We start from the raw sequence: 25,880 nt of genomic DNA, 5'->3' as shown, positions 1-25,880 counted from the left end.
GGCGCAACACAGCGGCCAATTCCCACGAGATGAGCCCGCTCGCAGACACAAAACCAGACCAGATCGGGTGCTTACGCCGATCACGAGCCATCGTCAAAAGATTCAGTTTCTAAAAGTCAGCCCAGCTCGAGCAGCAATGCCGCAAGACTCGCTCGGGTAATCTCCGTGGAGGGGTGCTCTGTCCCCAGGACCCGCACCTTGGCCTCCAGCACCCCGCGATATTCAGCCACCGCCTCGCGGTACCGCCCCTGCCCCGCCGCCGTATGCGCCATCAAATGGCGGGTGGCTAATGTGTCGGGGTGCTCCGCCCCCAGCACCCGCACCTTGGCCTCCAGCACCCCGCGGTACTCGGCCTCCGCCTCACCATGCCGCCCCTGCTCCGCCACTAGCCGCGCCACCTCGTGGCGGGTGGTCAGCGTGTCGGGGTGCTCCGCCCCCAGCACCCGAATACTGGCCTCCAGCACCGCACGATACTCAGTCTCCGCCTCACCATGCCGCCCCTGCCCCGCTACCATGCGCGCCACCTCATGGCGTGCGGCCAGCGTCTCGGGGTGCTCCGCCCCCAGCAGTCGTACCTCGGCTTCCAATACCGCGCGATACTCAGCCTCCGCCTCGCGGTACCGCCCCTGCCCCGCCACCGCATGCGCCACCGCATGACGGGTAGCCAACGTGTCAAGGTGCTCCGGCCCCAGCAGTCGTACCTCGGCTTCCAATACCGCGCGATACTCAGCTTCCGCCTCGCGGTACCGCCCCTGCCCCGCCACCGCAAACGCCATCAAATGGCGGGTTATCAGCATGTCGGGGTGCTCGGCCCCCAAGAGAGCGGCGCGGATCTGCCCAATGGTGTGGTGAAGGCGTTCGGCCTGCTGGTAGAAGCCTTGAGCGCTCAGCGCCCGAGCGACTAGATCGGCGGCTCTTGTCATCTTGATGACTGGTTTGTCAGCGGTGTGCGACTGGGCGGTCGAAACTAGCAGGAGGTGAGAGGTGTGTGGGGTGAGGGCCTGCCACAACGGCCAACGGGCAGGCTCTTCAGGTTTCCCGGTTGCGTCACTTTGGGCCGCAGCACAAAGCAATTCGGCGGCGACATACCTGTATTGGTCGTGGTGACTCTGGTCGCCGCTGCCGGTCGTTGCGCGCACAAGCGGATGCACCAGGACTGTAGGCGGACGGCGTGAGACGTCTATCTCGATTAGGCCAAAATCGGCCAGCGCGGTGAGGACTTGCCAGATCTGCGGGCCGGTGATTCCGGTGAAAGGCTCGATCTCAGCGAGCTGGGAGGGGACGAGCAGCAACTCATGGGGGATAGGGGCATCCTCCAGAACTGCCAGCAGAGTCAGCAGCGATCCGGCGTAGGGCACGCCCGTCGACTCCAGGTGAGTTAGGGAATGCTGCCAGGGCCAGCGGATGATCTTCTGGGCGTCTTCTTGCGACAGGTCTCCTTCGGCCGCCGCGGATTCGATCCGGGTTCGGCCAGCCTGCAAGGCGGCCAAGTATTCGCCGAAAGAACGCAATGCTCCCGCGTCGTCGTCGATAGCGAAGGCGGCAGGAATGTCACGGATGCGGGCCAGGTAGGAACCGACGAGGCGCAATCCCAAAGGTAGGCAGCCCATTCGCTTCGCCAACTCCAGGGCTTCGGCCGGGGTACCGGCATCAGGGCCGACGTAGTCGACGAGAACCTGAACAGCAGCTTCTTCGCTGAGGCGTTCAATTGGATACAGCGAGCTCCACGATCCCCAACGGGCTCGCCGACCGTCTCTGCTAGTGACCACCACCATGCCCGACGCACCATCGACAGGCCGGATCCACCCGACGCCCTCGGCCACACTCCGCCCGGCCACGCCAAGGACATCAAGGTCGTCGGCGTTATCCACCACCAACAGCCACGGCTGTTCTCGCGCGGAAAGGCGTTGCCACAGCAGGTCGGCCAGGTCTCCACGTTTCAGATCCTGTGTGGGCACTCCCATGCGGTAGGCCAATGCCTGCATGCCTGCGCTCAACTGCCCGCTGTCAGTAGCGGTCAACCACCAGACATCGACGCCATGCGAACGAATCATGTGTGCGAACTCCAGCGCGGCTCTGCTCTTCCCTATTCCGCCAAGCCCGCAAAGCACGTGCACCCGCGAACCCCCGGCGGACTGCCAGTGCCGGTCAAGGGTTGCCAGCAGGGACTCACGGCCGCGTAGTTCATAGCGTTCATCACGACGTCCCAACGGTAAGTCGATCGACACCGCGACCGGCTCCGACATCGATTGCCCGTAGTTGTTGATCTGGAGCCCGTGGCCCTGGACCGCTTGTTGGGCTTTACCCCACGCCGAAGCGTGTACTTCATCCACAAGTTCACCCGCTCCGCACAGATCCGCGGCAATCCCCGAGCGGTACGCCCTCCCGCACCCCGCCACGCCGAATCTAACCCGCCAATCAATCACCCGCCCAAGTACCGAGAAACCCAGCCAAGACACCACTGGTACAAAATCCGGACCTAAGCCCAGATCGTTCCGAATCGACCCCCCACAGCCCTCCAGGGTTCAGCAATGGGCCACCCCCGCTGGTTTGGCTACGCCGTGTGGATCATGCATCCGTGGTCAGTCGAGGAGGACGCCAAGCATGAGATCCCTCCAGTTATCCCGGCGAGCTACCGCCCTCATCACCGCCGCATTGGTAGCCGTCCCCCTGATGGGTGTGGCCGCGCCCGCGCAGGCGGCGACCGAGTATCTGCAGAACCCGAGTTTCGAGCTCCCCGGTGCCAACGCCGCCGCCCCCACCGGCTGGCAGCAGGTGCTGGTCGGAAACGAGACGGCGCCGTTCCGGACCGTCGTGCAGACCTTCAATGCCTCAGGGCAGTTCCCGCCGCCCTCGCCCGTCCCCGACGGGCAGTTCGCGTTGGAGATGTTCTGGCAGGTCGGCAGCGCTATGGGTGTTCAGGGCATCGCGGCCCAGCAGAACGTGAACGTCCCAGGCACGACCGACCTGCACTTCAGCTACGACGCCGCGCAGACCTTCTACCCGGACTCCCGGTCGGTCAACTGGGCGGGGGCCTACGCCGAGGTGCAGTTCGCCTCGGGTGGGCAGACCAACGCGCTGCGGTACTACCACTCCGCCTCGCGTGACGACTACACCGGTTCCCCCGCCGACTCGGCGACGACCAAATACATCATCGGCGAGAAGTTCACCGGGAACGGTGACTGGGTCGCCGCCTCGCGCGACCTCGACGCCGACATCCAGGCCAAGTTCGGGGTGACCACCTTCACGGTCACCTCGGTACGGGTCGGCAACCTCCAGGATCGTAAGGCCACCTCGCCGTTCCCGAACATGACCATGTACTGGGACGACGTCGAACTGACCAAGGGCGGCGTGAACGAGGGCCCGCCGCCCGGTGGCGGCGGGGGCTGCTCGAAGATCAACGGGATTCAGGGGACCGGAGCGGCCTCGCCGTGCTCGGGGCAGACGGTCACCGTCACCGGGGTCGTGACCGGGATCGACGACGAGATCGGTGCCGACTACGACCGGGCCTACCCCGAGGACCGGGGCATCTTCATCCAGTCGCTTCCCGCCGACGACGACGGCGACCCGGCCACGTCGGAAGGCGTTTTCGTCGGGTACGTCGACACCGCCTCCTCCTTCAGGCCCGGTGACGTCGTTCGCGTGACGGGACAGGTCAAGGAGAAGTTCGGCCTCACCGAGATCGCCGAGTCGATCGGGCAGGAGCCCACCAAGACGGGAACCGCGGCCGTCCCCGCTCCCGTCGTGATCGACCAGGTCAAGGCGCAGGCGCAGACGGCCGACAAGGCCTACTACGAGTCGCTTGAGAACATGCTGGTCAAGCTGCCCGTGGCCACGGCCAACTCGGGTGGCACCAACAAGTTCGGTGAGCTGTTCGTCACGCCGGGCACCAACCGTGACCGGATCTACGAGGGTGAGACCCTGCCGGTCTCCCTCCTCGCCCTGGACGCCGACGCGGGGGCGGGCAACCCCGCCAACCCGTACAAGCCGGCGGCGCCTTCGACCACCTATGTGACGGCCGATCTGTTCGACGAGGTGCGGGACGCCGTCGGGCCGCTCGCGTTCTCGTTCAGTCACTACAAGCTGATGCCGCAGCCGGGTGCGCTGCCCACTGTGGTGGACGGGCCGGTGGCCTACCCGTACACGGGGATCGCCGACGCCGGCGCGAACCAAGTCCGGGTCGCCTCGTTCAACGTGCTGAACTACTTCCCGGTCGGGGTCGAGCTCGACCTGTCGCCGGTCTCGCCGGCCGAGTACGCCGAGAAGAAGGCGCGGCTGGCCGACGCGGTCGACACGCTGCTGAAGCGGCCCGACATCGTGGCCGTGCAGGAGGTCTACAACCTCGCCGTGCTCCAGGATCTGGCCGCCACGCTGGGTGGTTACACCGCCTACCTCCAGGAGGGGAACGACTCGCGCAGCATCGACGTCGGGTTCCTGGTGAAGGACGGCGTGCAGGTGGCGAACGTGCGGCAGTTCGACAAGAACACCGCCGGGTGTGACGACTCCGGGCGGGCCTATGACCGGCCGCCGCTGGCGATCGACGTCACGGTCAAGGGGCTCGACTTCACGGTCGTCTCCAACCACTTCAAGTCGAAGGGCGGCTCCGGGGCGTCCGGCGCCTGCCAGCTCCAGCAGGCGCAGCGCCTCGCCGCTCAGGTGAAGACACTGGAGACGGCGGGGCGTCAGGTGGTCGTGCTGGGTGACCTCAACCAGTTCGAGTTCGAGCCGCCGCTGGCCGCGCTGGCGTCCGGGTCGAGCCTGACCAACCTGTGGGGCAGCGCTCCGGCTGAGTTCCGCTACAGCTCGCAGTACCAGGGTGTGCTGCAGACGCTCGACCACGTGCTGGTCACCGACGGGCTCGACGGCAAGGTGGCGGACTTCCGGTACGCGCCGATCAACACCGACTACGCCGACCGGTTCACCAATGGTCACAAGGTCGCCGACCACAACCCGGCCGTGCTGACCCTGAACGGCCAGGCGCCCGACACCGTCGCGCCGGTCACCACCGCGACGACCACGCCGCCCGCGAACCCCAGCGGCTGGTTCACCGGTGCGGTGCTGGTCCACCTGTCGGCCACCGACGCCGGTTCGGGGGTCGAGAAGACCGAGTTCCGGCTCGATGGCGGTGCGTGGACGACGTACACCGAGCCGGTCGCCGTCGCCGGGGACGGGCCGCACACGCTGTCCTTCCGTTCGGTCGACAAGGCCGGGAACGTCGAGGCCGCCAGGGCCCTGGACGCCAAGGTGGACGCGACCGCCCCCGTGACCTCGGCGGACACGGCTTCCGTCGGTGAAGGGGTGTCGGTGTCCCTCGCGGCGACCGACCTCACCTCGGGTGTGGCGGCCACCGAGTACTCGCTCGACGGCGGCGCGTGGACTCCGTACACGACCGCGGTTCTGGTCACCGGGGCGGGGGCGCACGAACTGCGCTACCGCTCGACCGACCGGGCGGGGAACGTCGAGGAGATCAAGGCCGCCACGATCGAGATCGAGGAGCAGGCGCCGACCGTCGTCATCACCGGTGTCGCCGACGGGACCGTCTACGGCGACGGTCTCGACCTGACGATCGCGTGGGAGGCCTCGATTCCGCAGGTCACCGGCGCGCTCGACGGGCAGCCGTTCGTGTCCGGTTCGGTGCAGCCGCTGCACAAACTGGCGCTGGGCGAGCACACGCTGGTCGTGACCGCCGGTTCGACCGTGCGGACCGTGACGTTCACCGTCACGACCTCGACCGACGACATCTCGGCGCTGATCGCCCGCTTCGAGGCGGCCGGGCGGCTGACCGAGGCCGGTGCCTTCAAGCTCCAGGACCGCATCTCCAAGGTGATGGTCTCGGAGGACCGGGGGCGCGAGCGCGACAAGGCCAAGATCGTCAAGAAGCTCGAACGCTTCGTCGAGGCGGTCGAGGACCCGAAGAACGTCGCGGACGCCGAGATCAAGGCGCTGTTCCTGCGTGACGCCGGCTGGCTGATCGGCTAACCGGCCGTGGGTCCTGCCGCTCTCACCAGCGGCAGGACCTCCCGGCCCAGCCGGGCGACGTTCTCCAGCGTGCGGCGGTGGTCGCCCGCGCCCTCCACGAAAAGGATCAACCGCTTCAAGCCGGTGTGGACGACCGTCTCGCGCATCACCCGCGCGCAGTGTTCGGCCGAACCGACCGGATGGATGCGGCAGAGCAGGTCGACATAGGCGTCGACGTCCCGGGCGGGCCGGGGGCGGTCGTCGACGGGGACGTATCCAGCCAGACCGGGGCGCAGCCACCGGGGCATGGCGTGCCTGAGCTCGGCGACGGCCTGGCCGGTCGAGTCGGCCACGAAGCCGACGGCGGCGCCGATGTGGTCGCCCGAAGGACGACCGGCGAGCATCGCCGCCTTCTCCGCGTCGCCGATGTGCATGCCCAGCAGCATCGGCAGGCCGCGCCTGGCCGCCAGGTCGGCGGTCTCCGGTGAGGTGCAGGCGACGACCGGGCGCAGGCCGGGCGGGTCGGGTGTCATCGGCACCTCGCGGAAGCGGAAGAACTCCCCGTCGGCCGAGATCCGCCGCCGGGTGAGGGCCGCGCAGAGCAGGTCGAGGGATTCGGCGAAGCCGCTTTCGTACCGGGAAAGCCCTGTTCCGAAGACCTCCAGGTCGACCCATGGTCCGCCGCGGCCCACGCCGAGTTCGAAGCGGCCGCCCGACGCGTGGTGCAGGATCGCGGCCTCCTCGGCGAGGGCGACGGGGTGTCTCGTCGACAGGACGCTCACCGCCGTGCCGACGTGGATCCGGGTGGTGCGGCCCAAGGCGACCCCGGCGAGGGTGACGGCCGAGGGGATCACGCCGTAGGACATGAAGTGGTGTTCGGCGATCCAGGCGTCGTCGAAGCCCGCCCGTTCGGCCGCGACGATCGTCTCGACGGTGTCGCGCAGCACCTCGGCGGCGGTCCGGCCGGGGAACCGCGCGCCGACCAGGAAGATCCCTATGCGGATCAGCGGCGTCTCCTGAGTAGTCGTGGGGCCCACCAGTTCGCCGGCCCGGCCAGGGCCATCGCGGCGGGCAGGAGTACTCCCCTGATGATCGTCGCGTCGACGAGCACCGCCAAGGCCATCCCCACGCCCAGCATCTGGAGGAAGACGACGCCGGAGGTGGCGTACACGGAGAAGGAGGCCGCCAGGATCGCGGCCGCCGCGGTGACCAGCGGCGCGCTCCGCGCGATTCCCTCCGGTACGGAGCCCGTCACATCCCCGGTGCGGTCGTACTCCTCCTTGATCCGGGAGAGGAGGAAGACCTCGTAGTCCATCGACAGGGCGTAGGCGACGCAGAACATCAGGATCGGGATGCTCGGCTCGATCGTGCCGGTCCGATCTTGGAAGAGGAAGACGAGCGCGCCGAACATGACCGACAGGCTGAGCAGGTTGAGCACCGACGCCTTCAACGGCGCGACGACGCTCCCGGTCATCGCGAACAGCACCACACACGTGATCAGCACGATCAACCCCGCGACCAGCGGAAGCCGCCCCACGACACCGTCGCGGTAGTCGGTCAGCTCGGCGGGAGAACCACCGACGACGACCTCGAAAGGTGCCGGAGTGTCCCTGACGTCGGCGACCAGATCGAGCCGCTGGGTGGACGCCACCACCGACAGCCAGGTGCCCCCACCCGCCGCGAACCGGGTCCCCGCCGGAGCCTCCGTCGATCGGCCGTCGGTGAACGACCCGGCGGCCGAGTCGACGCGCACGACGCCCTCGATCAGGGAGAGCCGCGCGGCGTAGTCGGCCGAGGGCGCGCCCTTCGCCGCGACGACCTGGACCGCATCCGCCTCCTCGACCGGGAATCCGGCTCTGACCTGGTCGTACAGAACCCGGGCCGGAGCCGACGACGGCAGGACACGGTCGTCGGGGACCCCGAACCTGATGCCGAGGAACGGCGAGCCGAGCAGCAGGACCACCGCGAGCGCGGCCCCGCCGAGCAGGACCGGCCGCCGCATGACCCTGGTCGCGACCTCCCGCCAGAAGACGCCCTCCCGCGCGGGGGTCTTCCGCGCGACCCGATGCCCGAGCAGCGCCAGGGCGGCGGGAAGCAGGATCGTCGCGCTCGGCACGGCGGCCAGGACGACCGCGAGGCCGGCGTACCCGAACGACTGCAGGAACGGGAACGGGAAGACCAGCAGCACCGCGAGCGCGGCGGCGACGGTGACCCCGCTGAACAGGACGGTCCGCCCGGCGGTCCGCACGGTCCGGGCGACCGCTTCGGGAACGGTCCCGTGGGCGAGTTCCTCGCGGAAGCGGTAGACGACGAACAGCCCGTAGTCGATGCCGAGCCCGATGCCCATGACGAGCGCGAGGTTGGCCGCGAACGTGGAGACCTCGGTGAACAGGGTCACCCCGCGGATCAGCGCCAGCGCCCCGGCCACGGCCGCGATGCCGACCCCGAGCGTGACGAGCGCGGCGGCGAACCGGCGGTAGACGAGCCAGAGCAGCAGCAGGACCAGCGGCAGCACGACGAGTTCGGCCCGCAGGAAGTCGGCCCTGGCCTGCTCCATGACCTGCCGGAACACCTCGTCACCTCCACCGACCTCGACCTTGATGAGAGGCCCGTCACGGGTGAAGGCGGGGGTGAGCGACGGCAGCACGGTCCGTCTGACCGCGTCGGCGTCGCCGGGAATCCAGGCGAGCACGAGCGCCTGCCGGGCATCCGAGCTGCGCAGCGTCTCGGAGCCCCGGGTCCAGTACGACCAGGCGTCCCCGGTCCGCCCGGAAAGCTCCCGGGTGAGTGCGCGCCCCGCCTCCGCGACCGCCGGATCGTCGACGGACCCCTGGTGAGCCGTGACGAGCAGGGCGACATTGGGGCTGCCGGTGCCGAACCGTTCGGCGAGCAGTTCCTTGGCCCGCATGGACTCCGAGCCGGGGGCCTCAAAACGGTTGAGCGAGAGGGCGTTGAGCGTGCCGGCGGCGACGGCCCCGGCGGCGAGCGTGATCAGAACCCCCAGTAAGAGCACCCATCTGGCTCCGCGCACGACGCATCGATCCCCTTGGTAGGATTTTTGCGAGCAATCGCTCGCGTTTTGAACAATACGAGCGGTCGCTCGCATTTTCAAGGGAGATCGTGATGGAGCGACGCCGGCAGGCCCGCGGCGAACGGCGGATGACCGAGATCCTCGACGCGGCGGCCGACGCCTTCGCCGAACTGGGCTACGAGAAGGCGTCCACCAATGCGATCGCCGCACGGGCGGGGATCTCCCCCGGCTCGCTCTACCAGTTCTTCCCGAGCAAGGAAGCCGTGGCGAAAGCGCTGGCCGACCGCTTCGTCACCGACATGAGAACCGCCCAGGGCGCGGCCTTCGGCGGGGTCGACGTGGCCGGGATCGACCTCGACGACCTGCTCGACCGCGTGGTCGACCCGCTGGTCGCCTTCAACCTGGCCAACCCGGGCTTCAAAGCGCTGTTCGCCCGGCCCGACATGCCCTCGGCCCTGGCCGAGTCGTCCCAGCCGATCCAGGCCGCGATGCTCGGCCAGGTCGAACAGATCCTGCTGGCCAGGGCGCCCGGCCTCGCAAAGCCCGACCGGGAGAGGAGCGCCCGGGTCCTGGTCCGGATTTTTCAGGCCATGACGCCCCTGGTGGTGGCCGCGCCGGAAGACGAACGCCCGGCCGAGATCGCCGAGCTCAAGCGCGTGCTCCGCGGCTACCTGACCTCACTGACGTAGCGAGGAGTCAGCGAGGAGCAGGGAAGGAGCAGGCCGACGAATCATGCCCTCAACCCGGTTGAGGGAGTGGTTCTCACATGACGGCAGGATCGCCGGTCGTTGAGCTGGACGGTGTGAGCAAGGCGTTCGGGGCCGTGAAGGCGGTTCAGGACGTCACGTTGCGGATCGAACCCGGGCAGATCTACGGGCTGCTGGGGCCGAACGGTGCGGGCAAGACGACGCTGATGCGGATCCTGCTCGGGCTCGTCCGGCACGACGCCGGGACCGTCAGGGTCCTGGGGAGGAAGCCGGGCGAGGAGTTACGCCGGATCGGCGCCATCATCGAGTCGCCCCACTTCGTCCCGCACCTGTCCGGCCGGGTCAACCTCCAGGTCCTCGCCAAGGCGCGGGGGCTCACGGACGACGAGGTCGACCGGGTCCTGAAGATCGTGGATCTCGAAGGGGCCAAGGACAGGCGCGTCACCGGCTACTCGCTCGGCATGCGCCAGCGGCTCGGGGTCGCGGGCGCCCTGCTCGGCAACCCCGATCTGCTCATCCTCGACGAGCCGACCAACGGGCTCGACCCCGAGGGCACCGCGTCGATGCGCACGCTCATCCGCGAGATCTCCGGGCACGCCACCGTGCTCATCTCCTCCCACCTGCTCAGCGAGATCCAGCAGATCTGCGAACGGGTCGTCGTGCTCGACAAGGGCGGCATCGTCGCCGAGGACACCGTCGAGGCGCTGCTCACGAACGCCGGGTCGACGTCGGTCGTCATCGACGCCCGGCCCGACGACATCGCCGAGAAGGTCCTCAAGACCGCCCCGGTCAACGGCGTCTACCGGCTCACGGTCGCGGACGACGAGGTGCCCGCGCTGGTCAGGGCGCTGGTCGAGGCCGGGGCCGAGGTTCACGAGGTCCGGCGGGAGCGCCGGTCGCTCGAAGACGTCTTCTTCACGCTGACCGGGGGCCACTCATGAGACACGCGTTCGCCGCCGAGTCGCTGCTGATCCGCAAGCGGATGGCCCCGGCCGTGGTCGGCGCGGTCTGGGTCGCGCTGGTGGTCCTGTTCGGCTTCGGCGTGCCCTACATCGTGTACGCCACCTTCGACCCCGCCACCCAGGCGGCCGACCGGGCGGCGCTGCTGGAGATCCTGATCCCCTCGGCCTTCCACACCACCGCCGCCGGGAGTTACCCGCTCTTCGGCGGGGCGATCATGCTGATCCTCGGGGTGCTGGTGACCGCCTCGGAGTATCGCTGGGGGACCTGGCCGACGCGCCTGTCCCAGGGCCCCGGCCGGGCACAGGTCATGATCGCCAAGGTGCTGGCCGGTTCGGTCGTGGTGGTGGTCATCGCGGCGGTCGCGCTGGTCGCGGCGCTGCTGACCTCGGTGGTCATCGCCCTGGTCGAAGGGCAGCCGATCGCCTTCGCCGGTCCGCTGACGATCGTCGTCAGCCTGGCGGGCACGATCCTCATCTCGGTCGCCTGGCTGAGCGTCGGCGCGGCACTTGGGGTGGTCTTCAAGGGGGCCGCCACGGCTCTGGCCGTCGGGCTGGTCTGGACTCTGGGCCTGGAGAACGCCCTGTCCGGGATCGCCGGGTTCGTGCCCTGGCTGGAGCCGATCCGGTACGTGCTCCTCGGGCCGGCCAGCGGATCTCTGGTGGCCTCACTGGGGGTGCCGACGCTGAGCGAAGGTGGCTCGCCGGGCGTGGAGGCGTACATGAGCGCGCCGGTCGCCTGCCTGGTGCTGGCCGCCTATGCGATCGCCGGGGTCGCGGTCGCCGTCCACCTCATCCGCAGCCGCGACATCACGTGACAGGGAGACTGCGTTGACCACCCAGATTCGGCCCCGGATGCGGACCGACATGGCGTTCCTCGAAACCCCCGACGGCGTGTACGTGAGAGGGCACGGCGACGGCTTCGTCATCAAGGGCGCGGGGGCCTACCGCTACCTGTCGGCGCTGCTGCCGCACCTCGACGGGTCGACCCCGCTCGACGACCTGCTCGACGGGCTGCCTCCGGCGCACGCCACCAGCGTCCGATCGCTGATCATGATGCTGGCGGCCAAGGGCGTGATCACCGACGCGCCCGAGCGGAGCACCGCCGGCGACGAGCGGTTCGCCGGTCAGATCGGGCTGCTCGCCCAATATGGCGACGACGGTTCCGGCTTCCAGAGGGCCGCCACCGCCAAGGTGCTCGTCGTCTCCGACGAGCCCGACCACGCGGACAGGCTCGCCGACGCGCTCACCGCCAACGGGGTCGGTAGCGCCGGATGGGTCAGGACCGCGAGCGACGAAGAGGCCGACCTGATCTGTCTCGTCGCGGCCGACCGGCCCTCGCCCGCCCTGTTCGACCTGGCCGAACGCGCCCGCGTGGCCGGGGCGGCGTTCGTGCCGCTGATCAGGGTCGGTGACCGGCTCGTGCTCGGGCCGTGGCAGCAGGGCGACCGGGCCGACGTGCACTCGGCCGTGCTGCGGATGACCGACAACGCGATCCCCGGCACGCAGGACCTCTGGCAGGCGCTCTCCAGCCTGCCTCCGAAGAGCGCCGAACTCCCGAACGCGGCCGTCTCCATCGCGATCAGCATCGCCGGGTTCGAGATCTTCAAGATGCTGACCGGGGTCATCGCGGGCGACATCGACGACGCGGTGGTGGTCGTCGACCCCGACCGGCTGACCGTCGGCATCGAGCGCCTCGTCGCGCACCCCGCCTCGCCGCACGCCGTGATCGCACCTCCCGTCAAGGCCGACGACCCCGACGCGACGCCCTCCGAGCGGGTCTACCAGCGCTTCGAGCCGGTGATGGCCCGGACGGTCGGCATCATGCGGGCCTTCGACGACGACGCGCTCTCGCAGATCCCGGTCAAGGTCTCCGCCGTGCTCGCCCCGGCCGCCGACCCGGCGCCGGTCGTCGCGTTCGGCTCGGAGACGCTGCTGGAGGCGCGGGTCGCGGCGCTCGAAGAAGCCTCTTTGCGGTACGCCCTCACCACCGCCCGCCGCTGCGGCGGCCTGCCCGCGCCCGGGGAGGACGCCGAGGTCGTCACGGCCGACCGGCTCACGACCTGGCTCGGTGCCCGCGCCGACGACGTGTTCGTCCGGGCCGTCGACCTGAACGGTGCCCCGCTGGCCGTCCCGAGGGCGGCGGTGCTGGCCGGGCCGTGGGATCGGAAGAACGCCCGGTTCGAGCCCGACCTGGTCGGGGTGGCCACCACGGTGGAGAAGGCGCTGATCGCGGCGCTGGGTGCGTACACGATCAATGACGGCCTGGTCGCCATGCCGGTGACCACCGAGGACACCCGGCTGGCCATGCTGCTCGACGCGGCGGGTGAGCCGGTCGAGCTCTACCGGGCCGCCGGGATCGTCCCGGTCGCGGTCGCGCGGACGGCCGGGGAGCTGACCGCGCGGGCGGGCCTCAGCTGGGCGGAGGCGGCGGAGTCGGCGCTGCTCGCCCTGGTCGGCGTGCGCCAGCTTCCCGAGGGCGACTGGTGCCTGCCCGCCGCCCCGGTGATCGACGGCTTCTCCCTCGGGGCCGTCGCCGAAGACGACGACACCTCCCCCCTCGACGACCGGTTGCGGGCCGCCGGGCTCCGCGCCGCGGTCGTCGACCTCACCCCCGCCGATCTGGCCGGGGTCACGAGCGTCACCAGGGTCCTGCTCTTCCGTTAGGCGGCGACCCTGCGACGGACTCCACGAGAAAGGAGGTGAATACATGGCTCTCCGGGACGAACTCCTCGCCCTCGAGACCGCGACCTTCGAGATCGCCGACATCAGCGACGTCGGCATGGACGCGGCCGGTTGGACCAGCTCCTCGTGCAGCTGCTCCAGCTGCTGCTCCTGCAGCACGTCCTCCTGCTGCTCCACCAGCACCAGCACCGGTTGTGGTGGTTGATGATCACTCCTCGTAACTGAAAGGCACTGGCATGAGCAAGACCCTTGGCCTTGAGCTGATGGAGCTCGAGGCGGCGACCTTCGAAGTGGTCGAGACCGTCGACCCGGCCATGGACATGGCCGCCACCAGCTCGTCGTGCAGCACCTCCAGCTGCTGCTCCTGCAGCACCTCGTCCTGCTGCTCGACCAGCACGAGCTGCTCCAGCTGCGGCTGACCGCTCGATAACTGAAGACCTGCGGGCCAAGGGCCCTGGCCCGCAGCACCAGTCATCCCCCGCAACGCACGTACGGGAAGGTCCGCATGAACATCTCCTTCGGCACCCTCGGAGTGCCCGGTGAGACCGGTCACGTCACGGTGCCCGCGGACGCCGAGCCGAAGGTCAGCGTCCGGCGTCAGGACACCGTCGTCATCGTGGCCGCCACCCCCGGCGGGACGGGTCCGTGCCCCCACTGCCTCGACCGGCGCTGGACCGGCGTCCGGCCCATGGTGGAGCGGCAGGCCCTCGACGAGTCGCCGCGCGCGCTGCGCTCACCGGTGGCCGGGCTCGCCCCGCACGTCGAGGCGATCGTCGCCGAGCTGGCCGCGACGGCCGCCCGCGAGGAGAGCGCCCCGGTCATGCCGGTCTGGGAGGTCGACACGATCTCCGCGCGCGTCGACCGCCACAGCCTGCTCAAAGACTCCTCATGTACGACCTGCGCCACCCCCGAGCCCGACACCGCGGAGAACGCCCGCGTCCGTCTCGTCGCAACCCCCGCCGCCCGGCCCGGCGCCACCCGCGCCAAGCGCCCCGAGGACCTCGCGCTGCCGATGGACGCCCTGGCCAACCCCGTCTGCGGCATGCTCGGCCGCCCCCCGCTGCGCGTCTACCACGCGACCGCGACCGCGCCCGTGACCGGCAGGTTCCTCTCGCGCAGCAAATACGGCCTGCACGAGATGTACTGGAGCGGCCACGCCGAGAGCTACGGCCGCAGCGAGCTCCTCGGCGTGCTCGAAGGTCTCGAACGCGCCGCCGGCCAGCGGATCCGCCGGACGGAGATCGCCCGCTGGGCCCGCGTGACCGAGCTCGACGCGCCGTACGTGCCGATGGAGGAGTGCGGGTTCTACGACCCGGCCTTCTACGAGAGCCACGCCGACAAGTACGTGAGGTGGGAGGAGAACCCCTCGATCCCGTGGGTGTGGGGCTGGTCGCTCCGCGACGACCGGGCGGTGCTCGTACCGGAACAGCTCGTGTACTACCTCGACCACCGCACCGACCACCGGAACACGATCCAGGAGTGCTCCAACGGCTGCGCGTCGGGTGGCTCGCCGACCGAGGCGGTGCTGCACGGCCTGCTCGAACTCGTCGAGCGCGACGCCTTCCTGATCAACTGGTACGCCGGGCTCACCCCGCCTGAGATCGACCTCGACACCGTCGACCACCCCTTGGTCCGGCAGATGCGCGCCCACGTCGACCTCCAGGGCTACGACCTGCGCTGCTTCGACATCCGCGTCGACCTGCCGGTCCCGGCGGTCGCGGCGGTGGCGGTGCGCAGGGACGACGGCCTCGGGAAGCTCTGCTTCGCCGCCGGGGCCTCGCTCGACCCGGCCGACGCGGTGCGGGCCGCGGTGTGCGAGACGGCGTCGTACGTGACCGGCTTCGCCGACCGCGTCGAGACCAACCTCGACCACATCACCGGCATGGTCGCCGACTACGACCACGTGAGCGAACTGGAACACCACGCCCAGCTGTTCGGCATGCCCGAGATGGCGGAACACGCCGAGCACTGGCTCCGCCAGGACCGCAAGGCGTCGCTCGACGAGGTCTTCGCCGACTGGACGCGCGACCGCGACCCGGTCACCGACCTCGGCGCGGCGGCCACCGAGATCGTCGGCCTGCTGAAGGGCATCGGGTTCGACACGGTCGCGGTCGACCAGACCACGCCCGAGCAGAAGGCGCTCGGCCTGCACACCGTGGCGATGGTGGTGCCCGGCCTGATCCCCATCGACTTCGGCTGGCGCCGCCAGCGGGTGCTCCGGATGCCGCGCACCCGGTGGGCGCCCTACCGGGCGGGCAAGGTGGCGCAGCCGCTCCAGCCTGGTCAGTTGCACCTCGTCCCGCACCCCTTCCCGTAGGAGATCCAGGTGACCGCCGAGATCGCGCGGGACTACGCGCGTCGTATGTTCGAGCGGCAGCACGTGCCGCTGCCGCCGCTGGGGTTCCACGTCGACTGGGCCGACCAGCCGTCCCGGCACAAGCTCTACACCGACACGGTGAAGGTGCCGCTGCCGGAGCCGTTCCGCACGATGCCGCCGGTCGGGATCGGTTCCGCGGCCAAAATCGCCGCGGCCCGGCCCGCTCCCGGGGTTCCACAGCTCGACGTCCTCGCGGCCATGCTCGGGAGCTATGGGCTGAGCGGGCGGCGTACCGAACCGAACTGGAACGACGACAGCCACGGCAAGCTGCGCTCCGACCAGGCCGTGTGGGCCCGGCCGACGGCGTCGGGCGGCGGGATGTACCCGGCGGAGAGTTACCTGGTCACCGGGCCTTCGGTGGGGTTGCCCAAGGGTGTCTACCACTACGACACCGCGCACCACGGCCTCGACCGGCTGGCCACGACCGACCGGCGCGCCGCGCTGAAGGCGGCCACCGGGGTCGAGGCCGACCTCTACGCGGTGGTGACGCTGCGGTTCTGGAAGAACGCCTTCAAGTACAACTCGTTCAGCTATCACGTGGTCACCCAGGACGCCGGCGCGCTGCTGGCCTCCTGGCGGCTGGTGCTGGCGGCGTACGAGATCCCGATCGAGCCCGTGCTGTGGTTCGACGAGGCGGCGGTCGCGGCGGCGATCGGCGTCGACGGCCACGACGAGGCCCCGTTCCTGGTGGTCCCCTTCGGCGCGGGGGCCGTTCCGGATGAGACACCTTCCATCGCGGCAGAAAACCAGCACGACGTCTGGGAGAAATCACGGCGGGTGCGGTCGTTCGAGCTGGTCAGCCAGGTGCACGCGGCGACGCTGGTGGGTGATCGCCCCAGGCCCTCGACCGAACTGCCCGAGACGGCCGTCAACGGGGAGCCGATCCCCCTCCCCTCCCCCGACCCGGAGACCAAGGATCTCGACGTCAGGGACAGTCTCCGCCACCGCCGGTCGAGCTTCGGCCTCCTGACCGCCCGCCCCCAGCTGAGCCGGGAAGACCTCTCCTGGGTCCTGAAGGCCACCGCGCAAACCGCTCTCTCCGGTACGGACATCGCGTCGGCCCCCCGCGAAAGCGCCTGGATCGGCCAGCACGTGCTGGCGAGCAGTGTCGCCGGGCTGGAGCGCCGCGCCTACCGCTACGACCCGGTCACCCACGGCCTGATCGCCGGAGCCCCGATCGACGGCGGCCTCCAGCACCTCTACGCCCTGACGAACTACAGCATCCCCGAGGTCGCCGCCGTCGTCGTGCTGACCGGCAGGTTCGACGCGATGCTCGACGCCTACGGCGCCCGCGGCTACCGCATGCTCAGCGTCGAAACAGGTCAGGCCGGTCAGACCGCCTACCTGGCCGCCACGGCCAGGGGCCTGGGCATCGGCGCGGTGCTGGGCCTGGACAACCTCGCCGTCGACCGGCTGCTCGGCATCGAGGGCACCGGCGAGCGGAGCATGCTCTTCCTGCTCCTCGGCCGCGAACGCGCCGTCCGGCTCGGCTACGACCACAGCCTCCACCGCTACGACAGGAGTCCGCGATGACCGACGTACTCGACGCTCCTGCGGGCGTGGCCACCTGGCGGCTCGGGGAGGCGTTCCTCCTGCGGGCCGGGGGCCAGCCCGCCGAGGCGGTCGCCGCGATCCGGACGCCGAACGCGATCGCCTGGGCCGAACGGGTCTTCGACCAGGAGGCCGCCAGGGACATCGCGGGCGCCCTGCTCCGCGACGAGATCGAGCTCATCATCGCCCGGCTCGCCGAGCCCGACCGGGTGCCGCTGATCAACCTGCGCCGCGACGTCTTCAACGCCAGAAGGCCCCGCGAGAGCACCCTGGCCAGGTCGGCCCTGCTGCTCACCCCGGCGGCGACCGAACTGCTCGACGCCTGGCGCGGCGCCACCGCCGCCCTCGACGATCTGATGGCCGAGGGGCCCGGCGTTCTCGCCGACGACATCGCGGAAGCGCGGAACAGGGCCCGCGCGGTGCTGGCCGACGACGCGCTGCGGTCGGCGGTGCTGCTCCAGTCGGAGGTCCTGGAGCGGAGCATGGACCGCTACCTCGACCCGGCGAGGAAACTCGACAAGTCGGGCCGCAAGGTCGAGCTCACCCTCCTCGAACTCCTCCACCGCGCCGCGCTCAAGACCAGCCCGTTCAGCACCCTGACCTCGGTCGGCCTGGGCCGCTTCACCACCGAGGCCACCAACCCGGCCCCGGCGCCGGTCTCGCTCGCGCAGCGGTCGACGGTCCGGCTCAACGTCGCGGTGCTGGCCCGGTTGTCGGCGGCGATCCTCGCCGATCCCGCGCTGCGCGCGGACGTCGTGGTCACGGTCGCCCCCGGTGTGACCGTCGACGGCGACACCGCCCGCTACGTCCGCAGGCGGACCACCGCCACGCTCGACCCCGACGCGGTGGTGGCGATCGACGGCGTCCACGAGGACCTGTTCTTCCTGCCCAGCGGCCCCGCGCTGCGCGACGTCGTGACCATCGCCCAGGATCGGCTGACGCTGCGCGAGCTGTCCGAACGCGTCTGCGGCAGGACCGACGACCGCACCCCCGAGGCCACCGACCGGCTGCTCGGCCACCTGCTGCGGCTCGGCCTGCTGCTCGCCCCCGACCTCCAGATCGACCTCGGCGCCCCCGACCCGGCCGCCGTGTTCACCGCCGGGATGGCCGCGCAGACCCACCCGATCCTGCGCCGGGTCGCCCACGCGCTGGCCCAGGCCGGTGACCTGGTCGCCCGCTATCCGCTGACCCCGGCACGCGGCCGGGCGCTGGTGCTCGCCGAGATCCGCACCCGGATCACCGAGGCCTACGAGCTGGCCGGGGCGCCCGAGCAGCACATCCCGCGCACCCTCGTCTACGAGGACACCACGATCACGAGCGAGGGCATGGACACCGGCCGCGCCGAGTGGGAGGTCGCCGCGCTGCCGTCGCTGGCCGCCCTGGCCGGCATCCTGCCCGCGTTCGACCTGAGCCTGCCGCGCCGCCTGACCGCGCTGGGCTTCTTCAAGGCCCGGTACGGCTCCGGCGGCACCTGCGACGACATCGAGCGCTTCTGCCACGAGTTCCAGCGCGACTTCTTCTCCCCCTACTCCCAGCGGTCGATGCGCAGGAAGCAGTTCGACGAGGACAACGCGTACGTCCCGCAGGAGAACTGGTTCAAGATGCCCGAGCTGGCCGCGCTCGACCGGGCCCGCGAGGCGGCCTCGCTGCACCTGCGCGACCTGCCGGACGACGGCGAGGAGATCGTCCTGGGTGACGACTTCCTCCAGGCGATCGGGCGGCACCTACCGGACGACGGCCGGTTCGCCCAGCCGTGGTCGTTCTTCGTGCAGCGGTCGGAGAAGACCGGGCGGCTGGTGCTGAACCAGGCGTACACGGGACTGACCCTGATGTTCTCCCGCTTCGCCCACAATCTCGACGGCGCCCAGGAAATCCTCACGAACACCATCCGAGAGGCGACTCCGGACGGCGCGGTCCTCGCCGAGCTGCGCGGTGGATACGAGACCACGAACCTCAACATCCACCCCGGCGTCACCGACTACGAGATCGTCTGCCCCGGCGACGTGAGCACCCGCCCGCTCGACGAGCAGATCCACCTCGATGACCTGATCATGGTCCACGACGTACCCGCCGACCGGGTGAAACTGATGTCGCGGCGGCTCGGCAAGGAGGTCGTCCCGCTCTATCTGGGCTTCCTGCTGCCGATGGCGCTGCCGGAGCTCCAGCAGGTGCTCATGTGCTTCACCCCGAGCGGCATGGCCAACATCGACCTGTGGGCCGGGACCGGCCGGCCGATCCCCACCGAGGGCATGCAGCAGTACCCCCGGCTGGTGCTCGGCGACCTCGTGCTCCAGCGCCGCATGTGGAAGATGCACACGAACGTCTTCCCGTTCCGCGACCCCCGGCACACCGACGCCGAGCACCTGCTGAAGGTCCAGCGCTGGCGCCGCGAACACAGCCTGCCGCCGAGGGTGTTCGCGCAGATCGACAACACCGGCGGAGGGCTCCGGGAGGACGGCCGCAAGGCCACCCGCAAGCCGCTGCCGGTCGACTTCGGGAGCTGGATGTCGCTCCAGCTCCTCGAACAGCTGGCCCTGGCCGCGAGCGCCCGGATCGTGCTCACCGAGTGCAGCCCCGACCTGGACGACCTGTGGTTACGCGACGAGCACGGCAGGGCGCACGTCGGCGAGTTCCTGATCGAGATCTACGACGAGGGCCGAGCATGAGCAACGACTGGGTGGCGCTGCACGTCTTCTACCACAGCGATGCCAATCCGATCATCGTCGAGGCGGTGCGCCCGCTGGTCGCCTCGCTCCGCGAAGAGGGCCTGATCACCGGCTGGTTCTTCATCAAGTACTGGCAGGAGGGCCCGCATATCCGGGTCCGCCTGAAGCCCACTCTCCCCGGCAACCGCGAGACGGTCACCACCCGTGCGGTCGTCGCGATCGAGGAGTTCCTCAAGCGCCGCCCCGCCCTCTACGAGACCGACTCCGAGGGCTTGGCCGACCTCTACAAGCGCATGTACCTGGCCGAATACGGCGAGGACAGCTGGAACGAGGAGTACGGCGAGGAGGGCGCGATGCCCTTCCGGCCCAACAACAGCATCGCGCTCATGCCGTACGAGCCCGAATACGGCCGCTACGGCGGCGTGGCCGGGGTCGAGCTGGCCGAATGGCACTTCGAGCGGTCGAGCGACATGGTCGCCGGTCTGCTGACGACGTCGAACACGCACGTGCGCCCCGTCCTGCTCGGGCTCGCGACCCAGCTCAGCCTGATGACGGCCTACACCTTCCTGCGGACCGACGAGAAGGTGGCGAACTTCTTCCGGCGCTACCGCTCGTTCTGGGAGACCGCCTACCAGGAGTCGTCGGAGAGCCAGCACGAGTCGTTCGACAAGAGCCTCGACCTCAACCGGGAGAGCTTCGAGGGCCGGGTGGCCCGCATCCGCTCGCTGACCGATCAGGACGGGCCGCTGGAGGCGTCCGGGATCGAGCGCACCTGGCTGACCCACTGCCGGGAGCTGCGGGATCGGGTCGCCAAGACCGACTTCGACTTCCCCGCCCCGATGACCGACGAGGAGCTGGCGGCGGTGCTGCTCAGCTCGTACATCCACATGACCAACAACCGGCTCGGGGCGGCCATCCTCGACGAGATCTACCTGTCGTACCTGATCGAGCGGGTGCTGACGTGACCGTCGACTGGCTGGAGCAGACCCGGCCGAGGTTGCGGGCCTCGGTCCGCATCGGGCCGCCGCTGCTCAAGGGCGCGACGAGCGTGCACTACGTCGCCGACCCGGAGACGACGGCGTATCTCCAGGTCGGGCCGCGTGAGGCGTTCCTGATGGCCCGGCTCGACGGCACTCGCACCCCCCACGAGATCGGGCTCGACTACGCCGCGGAGTTCGGCAAGCGGCTGGGGCCGGAGAACTGGCAGCAGCTGTTCACCCTGCTCGGGTCGCGCGGGCTGCTCGAACCGGCCGACCCCTCACTCGTGGCGACGCTACGGGAGAGGGCCGAGACGACGCGTCACGCCGAGGGGCGCACCGCGCTGCTCTGGCGGCTGCCGATCCCGGGCGCGCTGGCTCTGGTGTCGCCGGTGACCCGGGCGCTGGGGTGGCTGCTCAACCCCGTGCTCGCCATGGTGCTGGGGCTCGCGGGCCTGTCCGTCTGTGTGCTGGTGGCGCTGAACTGGGTCTCCCTGTACGACTCCCTCGGGCGCGTCCCCTGGTGGCTGACCGCGCTGGGCCTGGTGATCTCCTGGCTCATGATCGGCCTGCACGAGTTCGGCCACGCCATAGCCTGCCACCGCTACGGCGGCAAGGCCACCCAGATCGGGTTCATGTGGCGGTTCCCGCTCATCGCGCCCTACTGCAAGGTCGACGACGTGGTGACGTTCGGCCCCGCCAGGCACCGGGTGATGACATCGTTCGCCGGGATCTACGTCAACCTGGTCGCCATCCTGCCGTTCGGCGCGCTCTGGCTGTGGGGTCCGCCGTGGGCCCACGACCTGGCCACCACGCTGCTGCTGTTCGGGACCGTCACCGTGCTGGTCAACCTGCTGCCGGTGCTCCAGCTCGACGGCTACCACATGCTCGAACACGCGACCTCGACCATCGGCCTCCAGTCGGAATCGTTCACGTTCGCTGTTTTGGCGGTGCAGGGGAAGGCGGCTGGTTACCCCACACGCGCGAAGTGGCTCTATTCGCTGTACGTACTGGTCACCCTCGCCATCCTGCTCCCCGTGGCGTGGCTGCTCGGGAGCATCTGGTTCGACACCCTCGAAGGGCTGTGGGGACCGGTGGCCGCCACGCTCGTGCTCGTCGCCGAGGCGGTCGTGGTGGCGGCCTTCCTGACCTGGGCGGTGCGCAGGCGGCGGGTGGTCAGGGGCTGACCAGGCTCCGGTCGCCGCGCAGGATCGCCTCTTCGAGGTCGCGCAGGATCGGGCTCGGTTCGAGGCCGAGCTCGTCGACGTACATGCGGCGGGTTTGCCGGTAGACCAGCAGCGCCTCGGCGGTGCGTCCCGAGCGGTGCAGGGCCAGCATGAGCTGGGCCCGCAGCCTCTCGCGGAACGGCTGCTCGGCGGCCAGCCGGTGGAGTTCCGAGGTCACCTCGGCGCTGCGGCCGAGCGCGATCTCCAGCTCCATCCACTCCTCCTGCGCCGACAGCCTCCGCTCGGCCAGTTGCACGGCCTCGCGCTGCATGACCCGGCCGGGCACGCCCGACAGCGGCGGCCCCTGCCAGAGCGCGAGCGCGGTGCGCAGCCGGTCGGCCGCCATCGCGACCTGCCCGACGGCGGCCAGCTCGCGGGCCACGGCGACCTTCCCGTCGAACAGCGACACGTCGAGCTGGGAGGCGCGCAGCCGGATCGTGTAGCCCGCCGGATGGCCGACGATCTCGGCATCGGTCACGCCGACGGTTTTCAGCCGGCGCCGCAGCAGCCACACGCAGTTGTGGATCTGGTGCCGCGAGCCCTCGGGCGGATGGTCGTCCCACACGGCCTGGATGAGCGACTCGACCGGGACCATCCGGTTGGCGTTGAGCAGCAGCGCGGCCAGCACGACCTGCTGCCGGGGGCTCTTGAGCTGGACGCGGTGCCCCTCGCTCCCGAGCTGGAGAGGCCCAAGGACGCAAAACTCGATTTCCGGCACCGGACCTCCACGCTGCGTTCTTGAGGATCGTCCAATACCCGACCAGACCGTGATCCACGGCCGGTCCACCGCCGGTCCACCGGCGGTCTCCTTGGCAACTCCTGATCAGCGGCCGTCAGGAAGACTGTCAGTATTCATTCTGATTTCTACGCGTCATCCCTGGACGTGAGCTCCAAGGTCGCTGACCATAAGGGACGATTGATCACATCCCGACCTGAGCAGGATCTTCATGCACTTCGGCTTGCTTGGACCCCTCTTAGTCAAGTCAGCCAATGGATGGCCCCTCTGTCTGAAGCGTCCGAAACACCGCGCGCTGCTGGCCGCTCTGCTGCTCCGGCCCAACACCGCCGTGCACTCGGGCCTGCTGATCGACTATCTGTGGGGCGAGCGGGCGCCCAAATCGGCGCGGGGGAACCTGAAAACGTACATCTGGCAGCTCAGGGGCCTGCTCCAGGCCCGCATCGAGACCACGGAGAGCGGCTACCAGATCAACGTCGGCCCCGAGGAGCTCGACACCCTCACCTATCAGCACCTCACCGAGCAGGGTGACCTGGCGCTGCGGCGCGGCGAGTGTGCCAGGGCCGAGGCCGCCTTCAGCCAGGCGCTCGGCCTGTGGCGAGGTGAGGTGCTTCAGGGCCAGACGCTCTCGGAGCCCCTGCACGCGACCGCGCGGATCCTGTCGGAAGACCGGCTGCGCATCCTCGAAGAGCTCGTGGAGGTACGGATCAAACTCGGCCGTCACGCCGAGACGATCATCCCTCTGAGACGCGCGCTGCATGAGAACCCTCTACGGGAGCGATTGTGGGCCCAGCTCATGTTAGCCCTCTACAAGGACGGCCGCAGTAGTGACGCCCTCCTGGCCTACCAGGATCTCCGGCTCCACCTGATCACCGAGATCGGCACCGAGCCCGGCCCCGCCGTCCGCACCCTCCACCAGCGGATCCTCGCCGCCGACCCCGACCTCGACGGCCCCCGCCCCGCGGTCACCCTGGCCGAGACCCCCGCCCAGCTCCCCTCGGACGCGGGCCCCTTCGTCGGCCGCAGGAACGAGGTCGCCCGCCTGACGGGCCTGCTGTCCCGACCCGGCGTGGTGGCGGTCGACGGCCCCTGCGGCGTCGGCAAGTCGCGGCTGGCCGTGCACGTGGCCCACGCGGTCAGCGCCGCCTACCCCGACGGCCAGCTCTACGTCGACCTCCACGGCACCACCTCGGGCCACGACCCGCTCACCCCCGGCGAGGTGCTCGCCCGTTTCCTGCGCGCGCTGAAGGTCCCCGACGCCCCGCGCGACCTCGACGAGGCCGCCGCCCTGTTCCGCACCCGGACGGCCGGGCTCCGCATGCTGGTCGTCCTCGACAACGCCGTGGACGCCGCGCAGGTCCGCCCGCTGCTCCCCGGCGGCTCCGCCTCGGCCGTGCTGATCACGAGCCGTCCCCGGCTGACCACCCTCGACGCGACCGCCCGCCTCCACCTCGACACCCTGTCGCGACGCGAGGGCCTGGAGCTGCTGGCCGCGTTCGCCGGGCCCGAACGCGTGCGGGCCGAACACCAGGCGGCGGCGCGCATCGTGGCCTTCTGCGACCGGCTCCCGCTGGCGATCAGGGTCGCCGGGGCCCGGCTGGCTGACAACCCCCACTGGCCGCTGGCCCGCCTCGCCGCGAGGCTCACCCCGCCGGAGACCCGCCTGGCCGAACTCCGCCACGGCGACCTGTGCGTACGGGAGCGGCTGCGGGCCGGGCACGAACTCGGCCGCCACCCGGGGGCGGGGGAACTCTTCCATCTCCTGGGCCTGCTCGACCTGCCCGAGATGACCCTCACCGACGGGCCCGCGGTCGACGTGCAGGCGGTGCTCGACGCGCTGGTGCAGGCGCAACTGCTGGAGACGGTCGCCCCCGACCACTACCGCATGCCGACCCTGATCCGCCTGTACGCCCTCAGCGGCCCCTGACCCTGCGCCGCCAGACCAGCACGCCCAGCACGGCCACGAGCGCGGCGGCCGCGCCCCACGCCACCGAGGCCGGGGTCTTCTGCGTCTTCATCGCCACCGGTGCCGGGGTCAGCGGGGCCGAATCGGTCGCGCAGACCAGGGGCCGCCCGGTGCCGGCCTTGGCCGCGCACGACACGACGGCCAGGCGCTCGGTGCCGGGGGCCTGGCGCCCGACGTCGACGGTCACGGTGAACTTGGCGCTCTCGCCCGCCTTCATCGGGCGGGTCCAGCCCACCCGCCCGCCGGCGGACGTGCCGGCCGGGGTGGAGGCCACCAGGGAGAGCCCCGGGCCGAGGGTCTGGCTGATGTCGAGCGGTGGGGCGGCGCCGCCGCCGATGTTGGTGACGGTCGTCGTGTAGGTCAGGCGGTCGCCCGGCCTGACCGCGTCGTGGCCGTCGTTGACCACGATGCTCAGCTGCGCTTTCGGTTCGGCATGAGCGGCGGGCGCCACCGCCACCAGCAATGCGGCCGCCATTCCGGCGGTATTTCCCCAGAACGCCACGGTTTCCCCCAGAGGCCGGCGGACGGATATTCCGCCGGCCATTCTCCGGCATTACAAGGTGGTGGCGATGTAATTCAGTGTGCCGGTGTAGGTGTCGGGGCGGACGAACGGAATGGTGATGCGGTAGTTGTTCGCGATGACGTCACCGGCGGGCGCCGACGCCGACGCCTTCGTGTCCACCACGAGCGGGCCACCGGGCGTCAGCGCGGTGAACGTGCCCGCCTGGGCGGGGCCCGAGACCTCGAGCAGCGAGGCCGGGATCACGTCGGTGCTGCCCGCGATCGACGGCAGCAGGTTGGGCGTCGTCGGCTGCACCGTCACGGTGTATCCGGCGAAGTTGTTCGTGGTCACGCGCATGGTCACCGGGGTCGAGGTGGTCACGGTCGCGCCCGGCGTGCCGGTCAGCGTGAACGACGGCGTCAGCTGGGTGAGCGTGATCTCGTCGGTGACCACGACGATCGCCTCGGTGTTCCCCGAGGCGGTGTCGGCGGCGGCGGGCAGGGCTCCGGCCACAGAGCCCAGGCAGGCGAACATCGCAC

General features: G+C 70.2%; 19 protein-coding genes. 13 read left to right on the top strand and 6 right to left on the bottom strand.

The window, feature by feature from the left end; all coding sequences use genetic code 11:
- Positions 1–116: 116 nt before the first annotated feature.
- Entirely contained in the window at positions 117–2,333 is a 2,217-nt protein-coding gene (locus ACYQ78_RS16305; RefSeq protein ID WP_459801662.1) for a tetratricopeptide repeat protein, read from the bottom strand.
- A gap of 271 nt (positions 2,334–2,604) precedes the next feature.
- On the opposite strand from ACYQ78_RS16305, the gene ACYQ78_RS16300 reads away from it, so the two are divergent.
- On the top strand, positions 2,605–5,979 hold the full coding sequence (locus ACYQ78_RS16300; RefSeq protein ID WP_459801661.1) for an OmpL47-type beta-barrel domain-containing protein: 3,375 nt from the start codon (positions 2,605–2,607) through the stop codon (positions 5,977–5,979).
- Here the strand turns inward: ACYQ78_RS16300 and ACYQ78_RS16295 are convergent.
- A complete protein-coding gene (locus tag ACYQ78_RS16295) occupies positions 5,976–6,995 on the bottom strand; it encodes an LLM class flavin-dependent oxidoreductase (RefSeq protein ID WP_459801660.1) in 1,020 nt (339 codons plus the stop codon). The genes ACYQ78_RS16300 and ACYQ78_RS16295 overlap by 4 nt on opposite strands.
- Positions 6,962–8,989: an MMPL family transporter gene (locus ACYQ78_RS16290; RefSeq protein WP_459801659.1), complete on the bottom strand. Its 2,028-nt coding sequence runs from the start codon at positions 8,987–8,989 to the stop codon at positions 6,962–6,964. The genes ACYQ78_RS16295 and ACYQ78_RS16290 overlap by 34 nt, the downstream gene beginning before the upstream one ends.
- Positions 8,990–9,081: 92 nt before the next feature.
- Here ACYQ78_RS16290 and ACYQ78_RS16285 point away from each other — a divergent pair, with 92 nt between their 5' ends.
- The 11 genes from ACYQ78_RS16285 (at position 9,082) to ACYQ78_RS16235 (ending at position 22,098) form a co-directional block, all read left to right on the top strand.
- Positions 9,082–9,678: a TetR family transcriptional regulator gene (locus tag ACYQ78_RS16285; protein WP_459801658.1), complete on the top strand. Its 597-nt coding sequence runs from the start codon at positions 9,082–9,084 to the stop codon at positions 9,676–9,678.
- 77 nt (positions 9,679–9,755) lie between these two features.
- Entirely contained in the window at positions 9,756–10,637 is an 882-nt protein-coding gene (locus ACYQ78_RS16280; RefSeq protein WP_459801657.1) for an ABC transporter ATP-binding protein, read from the top strand.
- Positions 10,634–11,473, top strand: coding sequence for an ABC transporter permease subunit (locus ACYQ78_RS16275; protein ID WP_459801656.1), 840 nt, complete (start codon positions 10,634–10,636; stop codon positions 11,471–11,473). Before ACYQ78_RS16280 ends, ACYQ78_RS16275 begins: the two co-directional genes overlap by 4 nt.
- 13 nt (positions 11,474–11,486) lie before the next feature.
- Entirely contained in the window at positions 11,487–13,322 is a 1,836-nt protein-coding gene (locus tag ACYQ78_RS16270) for a hypothetical protein (protein ID WP_459801655.1), read from the top strand.
- A 43-nt stretch (positions 13,323–13,365) separates the two neighbouring features.
- Positions 13,366–13,545 carry a hypothetical protein gene (locus ACYQ78_RS16265; RefSeq protein ID WP_459801654.1) on the top strand — a complete coding sequence of 60 codons (180 nt, stop codon included), beginning with the start codon at positions 13,366–13,368 and terminating at the stop codon, positions 13,543–13,545.
- Between the two features lie 31 nt (positions 13,546–13,576).
- Positions 13,577–13,759 carry a hypothetical protein gene (locus ACYQ78_RS16260; protein ID WP_459801653.1) on the top strand — a complete coding sequence of 61 codons (183 nt, stop codon included), beginning with the start codon at positions 13,577–13,579 and terminating at the stop codon, positions 13,757–13,759.
- Between the two features lie 86 nt (positions 13,760–13,845).
- Complete coding sequence (locus ACYQ78_RS16255) at positions 13,846–15,657, top strand: TOMM precursor leader peptide-binding protein (RefSeq protein ID WP_459801652.1); 1,812 nt, start codon at positions 13,846–13,848, stop codon at positions 15,655–15,657.
- A gap of 9 nt (positions 15,658–15,666) precedes the next feature.
- Positions 15,667–17,250: a SagB/ThcOx family dehydrogenase gene (locus ACYQ78_RS16250; RefSeq protein ID WP_459801651.1), complete on the top strand. Its 1,584-nt coding sequence runs from the start codon at positions 15,667–15,669 to the stop codon at positions 17,248–17,250.
- Complete coding sequence (locus ACYQ78_RS16245; RefSeq protein ID WP_459801650.1) at positions 17,247–19,934, top strand: lantibiotic dehydratase; 2,688 nt, start codon at positions 17,247–17,249, stop codon at positions 19,932–19,934. The genes ACYQ78_RS16250 and ACYQ78_RS16245 overlap by 4 nt, the downstream gene beginning before the upstream one ends.
- On the top strand, positions 19,931–20,899 hold the full coding sequence (locus ACYQ78_RS16240) for a thiopeptide-type bacteriocin biosynthesis protein (RefSeq protein ID WP_459801649.1): 969 nt from the start codon (positions 19,931–19,933) through the stop codon (positions 20,897–20,899). The genes ACYQ78_RS16245 and ACYQ78_RS16240 overlap by 4 nt, the downstream gene beginning before the upstream one ends.
- The gene (locus tag ACYQ78_RS16235; protein WP_459801648.1) at positions 20,896–22,098 is read left to right on the top strand and encodes a hypothetical protein; all 1,203 of its coding nucleotides are present in this window, start codon (positions 20,896–20,898) and stop codon (positions 22,096–22,098) included. The genes ACYQ78_RS16240 and ACYQ78_RS16235 overlap by 4 nt, the downstream gene beginning before the upstream one ends.
- On the opposite strand, the gene ACYQ78_RS16230 is transcribed toward ACYQ78_RS16235, so the two are convergent.
- The gene (locus ACYQ78_RS16230) at positions 22,088–22,855 is read right to left on the bottom strand and encodes an AfsR/SARP family transcriptional regulator (RefSeq protein WP_459801647.1); all 768 of its coding nucleotides are present in this window, start codon (positions 22,853–22,855) and stop codon (positions 22,088–22,090) included. The two genes, ACYQ78_RS16235 and ACYQ78_RS16230, sit on opposite strands and share 11 nt — an antisense overlap.
- Before the next feature lie 349 nt (positions 22,856–23,204).
- Between ACYQ78_RS16230 and ACYQ78_RS16225 the strand changes: the two genes are divergently transcribed.
- Positions 23,205–24,800: an AfsR/SARP family transcriptional regulator gene (locus ACYQ78_RS16225; RefSeq protein ID WP_459801646.1), complete on the top strand. Its 1,596-nt coding sequence runs from the start codon at positions 23,205–23,207 to the stop codon at positions 24,798–24,800.
- On the opposite strand, the gene ACYQ78_RS16220 is transcribed toward ACYQ78_RS16225, so the two are convergent.
- Together ACYQ78_RS16220 and ACYQ78_RS16215 are read right to left on the bottom strand one after the other, a co-directional pair.
- Positions 24,787–25,341: a hypothetical protein gene (locus ACYQ78_RS16220; RefSeq protein WP_459801645.1), complete on the bottom strand. Its 555-nt coding sequence runs from the start codon at positions 25,339–25,341 to the stop codon at positions 24,787–24,789. The two genes, ACYQ78_RS16225 and ACYQ78_RS16220, sit on opposite strands and share 14 nt — an antisense overlap.
- Positions 25,342–25,392: 51 nt before the next feature.
- Positions 25,393–25,875, bottom strand: coding sequence for a hypothetical protein (locus tag ACYQ78_RS16215; RefSeq protein ID WP_459801644.1), 483 nt, complete (start codon positions 25,873–25,875; stop codon positions 25,393–25,395).
- Between the last annotated feature and the right edge of the window lie 5 nt (positions 25,876–25,880).

The sequence above is a fragment of the Herbidospora sp. RD11066 genome (assembly GCF_054661255.1).
The sequence above is the reverse complement of the archived record's forward strand: the minus strand, read 5'-3'. Positions and strand labels throughout refer to the sequence as shown.

What these genes read in the sequence shown, in the direction of transcription:
- ACYQ78_RS16300 (WP_459801661.1), top strand. Translation starts at nt 2,605, where the DNA reads ATGAGATCCCTCCAGTTATCCCGGCGAGCTACCGCCCTCATCACCGCC.
- ACYQ78_RS16285 (WP_459801658.1), top strand. Translation starts at nt 9,082, where the DNA reads ATGGAGCGACGCCGGCAGGCCCGCGGCGAACGGCGGATGACCGAGATC.
- ACYQ78_RS16280 (WP_459801657.1), top strand. Translation starts at nt 9,756, where the DNA reads ATGACGGCAGGATCGCCGGTCGTTGAGCTGGACGGTGTGAGCAAGGCG.
- ACYQ78_RS16275 (WP_459801656.1), top strand. Translation starts at nt 10,634, where the DNA reads ATGAGACACGCGTTCGCCGCCGAGTCGCTGCTGATCCGCAAGCGGATG.
- ACYQ78_RS16265 (WP_459801654.1), top strand. Translation starts at nt 13,366, where the DNA reads ATGGCTCTCCGGGACGAACTCCTCGCCCTCGAGACCGCGACCTTCGAG.
- ACYQ78_RS16260 (WP_459801653.1), top strand. Translation starts at nt 13,577, where the DNA reads ATGAGCAAGACCCTTGGCCTTGAGCTGATGGAGCTCGAGGCGGCGACC.
- ACYQ78_RS16255 (WP_459801652.1), top strand. Translation starts at nt 13,846, where the DNA reads ATGAACATCTCCTTCGGCACCCTCGGAGTGCCCGGTGAGACCGGTCAC.
- ACYQ78_RS16245 (WP_459801650.1), top strand. Translation starts at nt 17,247, where the DNA reads ATGACCGACGTACTCGACGCTCCTGCGGGCGTGGCCACCTGGCGGCTC.
- ACYQ78_RS16240 (WP_459801649.1), top strand. Translation starts at nt 19,931, where the DNA reads ATGAGCAACGACTGGGTGGCGCTGCACGTCTTCTACCACAGCGATGCC.
- ACYQ78_RS16215 (WP_459801644.1), bottom strand. Translation starts at nt 25,875, where the DNA reads ATGTTCGCCTGCCTGGGCTCTGTGGCCGGAGCCCTGCCCGCCGCCGCC.